General features: G+C 73.1%; 6 protein-coding genes. All 6 read left to right on the forward strand.

Annotation, left to right across the window (positions count from 1 at the left end):
* The first annotated feature begins 324 nt into the window (after positions 1-324).
* The 6 genes from ABD317_RS31425 (at position 325) to ABD317_RS31450 (ending at position 7,204) form a co-directional block, all read left to right on the forward strand.
* Entirely contained in the window at positions 325-1,704 is a 1,380-nt protein-coding gene (locus ABD317_RS31425; RefSeq protein ID WP_344294371.1) for an amidohydrolase, read from the forward strand.
* A 382-nt stretch (positions 1,705-2,086) separates the two neighbouring features.
* Positions 2,087-2,848 (forward strand): DeoR family transcriptional regulator, encoded by a 762-nt coding sequence (locus ABD317_RS31430; protein ID WP_199788913.1) that lies wholly within the window; start codon positions 2,087-2,089, stop codon positions 2,846-2,848.
* A gap of 138 nt (positions 2,849-2,986) precedes the next feature.
* The gene (locus ABD317_RS31435; protein ID WP_344294374.1) at positions 2,987-4,354 is read left to right on the forward strand and encodes an ABC transporter substrate-binding protein; all 1,368 of its coding nucleotides are present in this window, start codon (positions 2,987-2,989) and stop codon (positions 4,352-4,354) included.
* Positions 4,351-5,322, forward strand: a complete 972-nt coding sequence (locus tag ABD317_RS31440) for a carbohydrate ABC transporter permease (protein WP_344294377.1) — start codon at positions 4,351-4,353, stop codon at positions 5,320-5,322. Before ABD317_RS31435 ends, ABD317_RS31440 begins: the two co-directional genes overlap by 4 nt.
* Positions 5,319-6,218, forward strand: a complete 900-nt coding sequence (locus ABD317_RS31445) for a carbohydrate ABC transporter permease (protein WP_344294379.1) — start codon at positions 5,319-5,321, stop codon at positions 6,216-6,218. The genes ABD317_RS31440 and ABD317_RS31445 overlap by 4 nt, the downstream gene beginning before the upstream one ends.
* Positions 6,215-7,204, forward strand: coding sequence for a zinc-dependent alcohol dehydrogenase family protein (locus tag ABD317_RS31450; RefSeq protein ID WP_344294381.1), 990 nt, complete (start codon positions 6,215-6,217; stop codon positions 7,202-7,204). Before ABD317_RS31445 ends, ABD317_RS31450 begins: the two co-directional genes overlap by 4 nt.
* Positions 7,205-7,242 lie beyond the last annotated feature (38 nt).

A 7,242-nucleotide genomic window follows, 5' to 3' on the forward strand; every position in this document is an offset into this window, starting at 1 on the left:
GAGGCGAGGAAGGCGACGGCGGCGGCCAGGCCGAGCAGGGCGGCCAGCAGCGTGCGTCCCGCCCGGACCCGCCCGCCGCGCGGGCGGCGCCCGCGAGCGGTGCCGGGTGTCGTTCTCTGTGCGCTCATGTGCGGCTCCTCGCAAGTCGGTTGACGCGGATATTGGGAGCGCTCCCATATACCCACTCATGTCGCTGACACGTCAAGGCCCGCGGCCGCGGCGGTTCCCGCGGCGTTCCGTGTACGGGCCGAAAGGCGCCGCGCCCGCGGCGGCATCCCGGTAGCGTTCTGCGCGGGAAGCCCGGGGCGATCGAGGAGCCGACCCATGCCGCAGCCGCCCGAGCCCGCCGCGGACCACCGGGCCGCCGGGCCCGCCGACCTGGTGGTCGAGGGCTGCACCGCGCTCGTCCACGACGCCGCCGGCGAGGTCGCGTTCGCCGAGGACGCCGGGATCGTGGTCCGGGCCGGCGCGATCGCCGCGGTGACGTCCGCCGCCGAGGCGGCGCGGGTGCCGGCGGCCGAGCGCATCGACGCCCGCGGCCAGATCGCCATGCCGGGGCTGGTCAACTGCCACACACACGCGCCGATGGTCTTCCTGCGCGGCTTCGCGGAGGACGTGCCGGTCGAGGAGTGGTTCAACGACTGGATCTGGCCGGTGGAGAGCAACCTGACCGACCGCGACGTCGAACTGGGCGCACTGCTGGCGTGCGCCGAGATGATCCGCGGCGGGGTGACCACGTTCGCCGACCACTACTTCGCCATGGACCGGGTGGCCGACGCCGTCGCGGCCACCGGGCTGCGCGCCGTGCTCGGCCTGGCGTACTTCTCCTCGCAGGGCCCGGCGGGCCGCGACGCGTCGCTGGAGTTCGCGCTGCGCCGCGCCGGCGGTGCGGACGGGCGGATCACGACGTGCCTGGCGCCGCACGCCCCGTACACCGTCACGGACGCCGACCTGCGGGCCACCGCCCGGCTCGCGCGGGAGCACGGGCTGCTCGTCCATCTGCACGCCGCGGAGAACCGGGAGCAGACCGAGACCAGCCTCGCCCGGCACGGCCGCACGCCCGTCGAGGTGCTCCAGCGCTGCGGACTGCTCGACACCGAGGTGCTGATCGCGCACGGCACCGGGCTGACGGACGACGACGTCGCGCTGCTGGGCCGGGCGCCGGCCGCCGGGGTGGCGACCGCGCCGCGCGGCTACCTGAAGTTCGGCTGGGACCCCACGCCGGTGCGCGCGCTGCACGCGGCCGGCGTTCCGGTGGGCCTGGCCACGGACGGGGCCGCGTCCAACAACACGCTCGACGTGTGGGAGAGCATGGCCCTCACCGCGCTGGTGCAGAAGTCGGCGGAGCGGGACGCCTCCTGGGCCACCGCCCGCCAGGTGCTGCACCACGCGACGACCCAGAGCGCGCGGGTCGTCGGCCTCGGCGACCGGGTCGGCTCGCTGGCGCCCGGCCGCCGGGCGGATCTGATCCTGGTGGATCTGACAGGGCCGCACACGCAGCCCGTGCACGACCTCGCCGCCACCCTGGTGCACAGCGCCCGCGCCGGCGACGTGCGCACGACCGTCGTGGACGGCCGGGTCCTCATGCGCGACCGGCGGCTGCTGACGGTCGACGTGGCGGAGGTCGCGGCCGAACTCGCCCCGCGCCTGGCGGCGCTGACCGAGCGCGGCCACGGCCGCCGGATCCAGCGCTACGACACCTGAGCGCGCGGCCCGCGGGCTCCCGCGGCGCCGGGGTTCCGGCCCGGCCCGGCGCGCTCCGCGGACCGGGCGGAGCCCGCCGTGTCCGGTTCCGGCGCGGACGCCGCGGACACGGCCCGAATGCCACGCCCGCCGTCCAAACGGGCATTGAACGGGCACGCGTCCGGGCGGAGACGGGCACGCGCGGCGCGCGGCCGGATCGGGCAACGGCCGCCTCCCAGCGCCGATACGGCGGGTGAACGGGCATGTTCGGTCATGACGCGCTCTGCATCAGGGCTGGCCGGTGGTCTGGGCCGCCGGTAGAAATGCCTTCGACAAGCCCGAACGGGCAGGGCCTCGCCCTCCGACAGCACCCCACAGCCAGACGGGAAGGCAGGTGGCCGTCGTGGACGGAGAAGAACGCAGGCGGGTCATCCTGGAGACCGCCCGGCGCGCCGGCAAGGTGGACGTCGCCAAGCTGGCCGCCGACCTGGGCGTGTCGCGCGAGACCGTGCGGCGCGACCTGACGCTCCTGGAGGACCACGGGCTGGTCCGGCGCACGCACGGCGGGGCCTACCCGGTGGAGAGCGCGGGCTTCGAGACCACGCTCGCGTACCGCACGACCATGCACGTGCCGGAGAAGTCCCGCATCGCCGCCGCGGCGGCGGAGCTTCTCGGCGACGCGGAGACGGTCTTCATCGACGAGGGCTTCAACCCCCAGCTCATCGCCGAGGCGCTGCCGCGTCCGCGGCCGCTGACCGTCGTCACGGCCTCGCTCGCCACCGCGAGCACCCTGGCCGGGGACGACCGGGTCACGGTGTTACTGCTCGGCGGCCGGGTGCGCGGCAGCACGCTGGCCACCGTGGACCACTGGACGACGCGGATGCTCGCCGGCTTCGTCATCGACCTGGCCTACGTCGGCGCGAACGGCATCTCCCGCGCGTACGGGCTGACCACGCCGGACCCGGCGGTCAGCGAGGTGAAGGCGCAGGCGATGCGCGTCGCGCGGCGGAAGGTCTTCGCCGGGATCCACACCAAGTTCGGGGCGGTGAGCTTCTGCCGCTTCGCGGAGGTCTCGGAGTTCGACGTGATCGTCACCGACACCGGGCTGCCGGCCGCCGAAGCCCATCGCTACTCGCTGCTGGGCCCGCAGGTCATCCGGACCTGACGCGCCCGGCCCGTCCCCCTCAGCCCGTCACCCCACACCCCATCCCGCGCAGGTCACGCCGCCCCGGACGAGAAGCAGCCCGGGGGGCCCGGCTCCGTACGCCCTGATCCCGACCCCCGACCTCCTTGGGAGCATGCGATGCTCACTCCGTCCCGCAGCAAGCGCACCATCCGCACGCTCGTGCCCGTGGCCACCGCCGCGGCCCTGCTCGCCGCCTGCAGCGGCGCGGGAGGCGGCGGCGGCTCCGGGGACGACGACTCCGTCAACGTCGTCATGGTCAACAACCCGCAGATGGTGGAGTTGCAGAAGCTGACGGCCGAGCACTTCACGAAGAAGACCGGCATCGAGGTGAACTTCACCGTGCTGCCGGAGAACGAGGTCCGCGACAAGATCAGCCAGGACTTCGCCAACCAGGCGGGCCAGTACGACGTGGCCACCATCAGCAACTTCGAGGTCCCCTTCTACGCCGAGAACGACTGGCTGCTGCCGCTCGACGAGTACGCCGCGGACGACGCGGCGTTCGACCAGGAGGACGTCCTCGCGCCGATGCGCGAGTCGCTGACCGCCGAGGACGGCAAGCTGTACGCCGAGCCGTTCTACGGCGAGTCGTCGTTCCTCATGTACCGCAAGGACGTCTTCGCCGAGCACGGCCTGGAGATGCCCGACAAGCCCACCTGGCAGCAGGTCGCCGACCTCGCCGCCGAGGTCGACGGCGCCGAGCGCGGCATGAAGGGCATCTGCCTGCGCGGCCTGCCCGGCTGGGGCGAGGTCATCGCGCCGCTGACGACCGTGGTCAACACCATGGGCGGCACCTGGTTCGACGAGAACTGGGAGGCGCAGCTGACGTCGCCGGAGTTCACCAGGGCGGTGGAGTTCTACGTCGACCTGGTGCGTGAGCACGGGGAGTCCGGCGCGGCCCAGTCGGGGTACGCCGAGTGCCTGAACAACCTCACCCAGGGCAAGACGGCCATGTGGTACGACGCCACCGCCGCCACCGGCTCGCTGGAGGCGGAGGACTCCCCCGTCCGCGGCAAGATCGGCTACGCGCCGGCGCCGGTGGACAAGACCGAGAGCTCCGGGTGGCTGTACACCTGGGCCTGGGGCGTGCAGAAGGCCTCGGAACGGCCCGAGAACGCCTGGGAGTTCATCTCGTGGGCGTCGAGCAAGGAGTACGAGAAACTGGTCGGCAAGGAGCTGGGCTGGGCCAACGCCCCCGCCGGCAAGCGCGCGTCGACGTACTCCAACCCGGACTACCTCAAGGCCGCCGACGCCTTCGCCGACATCACCCGTGCGGCGATCGAGGGCGCCGACCCGCGCAACCCGGGCACCCAGCCGCGGCCCGCTCCCGGTATCCAGTTCGTCGGCATCCCCGAGTTCTCCGACCTGGGCACCAAGGTCTCCCAGGAGATCAGCTCGGCCATCGCGGGCAAGCAGTCCGTCGAGGACGCGCTGGAGAGCTCCCAGGAACTGGCCGAGGAGGTCGGCGAGGAGTACCGGGACCGATGAGCGCCCCCGCCGCCGTGCGCGCGCCCCGACCCGCCCCGCACACGGGCCGGCCGGCCCCCCGCCGGCCGGGCCGCGGGGCCCGGGCCTGGGCCACCCGTGCGCCGCTGCTGCCGGCCCTGGTCTTCCTGATCGCGGTCACCCAGCTGCCGTTCGCGGCGACGCTGGTGATCTCCCTCTTCGACTGGAACTCCCTGCGCCCGGACGACCGCAGCTTCACCGGGCTCGACAACTACGGCGAGGTGGCGAGCGACGAGAGCCTGCGCGAGTCGGTGGTCACCACCGCGGTGCTGACCGCCGCGGTCGTCCTCGTCAGCGTCGTGCTCGGGCTGCTGATCGCGCTGCTGCTGGACCGGTCGTTCCCCGGCCGGGGTGTGGTGCGCACGCTGCTCATCGCGCCGTTCCTGCTGGTGCCGGTGGCGGCCGCGCTGCTGTGGAAGCACGCGCTCTACAACCCCGAGTACGGCCTGTTCAACGGCGCCCTCACCTGGGTCGCGGAGCTGTTCGGCGACGACACGCCGCCGCAGCCGGACTGGGTGTCGGACATGCCGCTGATAGCCGTCGAGGCCGCGCTGATCTGGCAGTGGACGCCGTTCATGATGCTGATCCTGCTGGCCGGGCTGCAGAGCCGGCCGACGGAGTTGGTCGAGGCCGCTCGGCTGGACGGCGCCTCGGGCTTCCAGATCTTCCGCTACCTCACGCTGCCGCACCTTCGCCGCTACCTGGAGCTGGGCGTGCTGCTCGGCTCGGTCTACATCGTCCAGAACTTCGACGCGGTGTTCACCATCACCTCGGGCGGGCTCGGCACCGCCAACCTGCCGTACTCCATCTACCAGACCTTCTACCAGGCGCACGAGTACGGGCTGGCGTCGGCCGCCGGCGTGCTCGTCGTCATCGGGTCCATCGTCATCGCGATCTTCGCCCTGCGCGTCGTGTCGTCCCTGTTCCGGGAGGAGGTGTCCCGCGCATGACCACGACCGCACCGGCCGCGCCCCCGCGGCCGGCCCGCGACGCCCGCGCCGCCCTGCCGCCCGCCCTGCGCCGGGCCCGGCGCCGCAGCGCCGGACTCGGGCTGCTCGCCTGGCTCGTCGGCATCGTGTTCTTCCTGCCCGTGGCGTGGATGGTGCTGACGTCGCTGCACGCGGAGACGGACGCCGCCGCCAACCCGCCGGCGGTCGCCGCGTCGCTCACGCTCGACGGCTACCGCACGTTCTTCGGCTCCGACGGCGGCCCCAGCCCGTGGCCCGCGCTGCTCAACTCGCTGATGGCGAGCCTGTTCTCGACCGTGCTGGTGCTCGCGCTGGCGCTTCCGGCCGCGTACGCGCTGTCCATCCGGCGCGTCAAGCGGTGGACCGACGTGCTGTTCTTCTTCCTGTCCACCAAGATGCTGCCGGTCGTCGCCGGGCTCCTGCCGGTCTACCTGTTCGCCAAGAACACCGGGCTGCTCGACAACATCTGGCTGCTCGTCCTGCTGTACACGTCGATGAACCTGCCGATCGCGGTGTGGATGCTGCAGTCGTTCCTCGCCGACATCCCCGTCTCGATCGTCGAGGCCGCCCAGATCGACGGCGCCCGGCTCACCACCGTGCTGGCCCGGGTGATCGCCCCGATCGCCGGGCCCGGCATCGCCGCCACCTCGCTGATCTGCTTCATCTTCAGCTGGAACGAGATGCTGTTCGCCCGGGTGCTCACGGGGGTGACGGCGGAGACCGCCCCCGTCTTCCTCACCCGCTTCATCACCAGTCAGGGGCTCTTCCTCGCCCAGGTCTGCGCCGCCTCCGTCGTCATCTCCCTCCCGGTGCTGGCCGCCGGGTTCGCCGCCCAGGACAAGCTGGTCCAGGGCCTGTCCCTAGGAGCCGTCAAATGAGGGCCGCCGTCATCGAAGCTCCCGGCAAGGTCACCGTCACCGACGTCCCCGACCCCGCACCCGGCCCCCGGGAGGTCGTGGTGGACGTCGCGGCGTGCGGGCTGTGCGGAACCGATCTGCACATCCTGCAGGGCGAGTTCGCGCCCACGCTGCCGGTGGTGCCGGGCCACGAGTTCGCGGGCGAGGTCGTCGGCACCGGCCGCGACGTCACCGAGGTCGCGGTCGGCGACCGGGTCGCCGTCGACCCGTCGCTGTACTGCCACGAGTGCCGGCACTGCCGTACGGGCCACGGCAACCTGTGCGACCGGTGGGGCGCGATCGGCGTCACCGTCGCCGGCGGGGCGGCGGAGTACGCGGTGGCGCCGGTCGCGAACTGCGTGCGGCTGCCCGAGCACGTACGCACCCAGGACGCGGCGCTGATCGAGCCGCTGTCGTGCGCGGTGCGCGGCTACGACGTGCTGCACAGCAGGCTCGCCGCGCACGTGCTGATCTACGGCACGGGCACGATGGGGCTGATGATGCTGGAGCTGGCCAAGCGGACCGGCGCCGCGGCGGTGGACGTGGTCGACGTCAACCCCGAACGGCTGGCCACCGCGCAGAAGGTGGGCTGCAGCCGCGCGGCGGCGTCGCCGGAGGAGTTCGGGCAGCCGCGGGGCTGGGACGTCGTCATCGACGCCACCGGCAACGCGGCGGCGATCCAGGACGGCCTGGGCCGGGTCGCGAAGGCCGGCACCTTCCTGCAGTTCGGCGTCGCGGACTACGCGACGACGGCCACGATCGAGCCGTACCGCATCTACAACCAGGAGATCACCATCACCGGCTCGATGGCCGTGCTGCACAGTTACGAGCGGGCCGCGGAGCTGTTCGCCGCCGACGTGCTCGACCCCGAACTGCTCATCAGCGACCGGCTGCCGCTGGCGCAGTACCCGCGCGCGCTGGAGCAGTTCGCGGCGGGCAAGGGCCGGAAGATCGTGGTGGTGCCGTGACGCCCGGGGTGCGCGGGCGCCGGTGACGTCCCCGGCGG

Source organism: Streptomyces synnematoformans (genome assembly GCF_039531005.1).
In the GTDB taxonomy this organism is placed as follows: Bacteria; Actinomycetota; Actinomycetes; order Streptomycetales; family Streptomycetaceae; genus Streptomyces; species Streptomyces synnematoformans.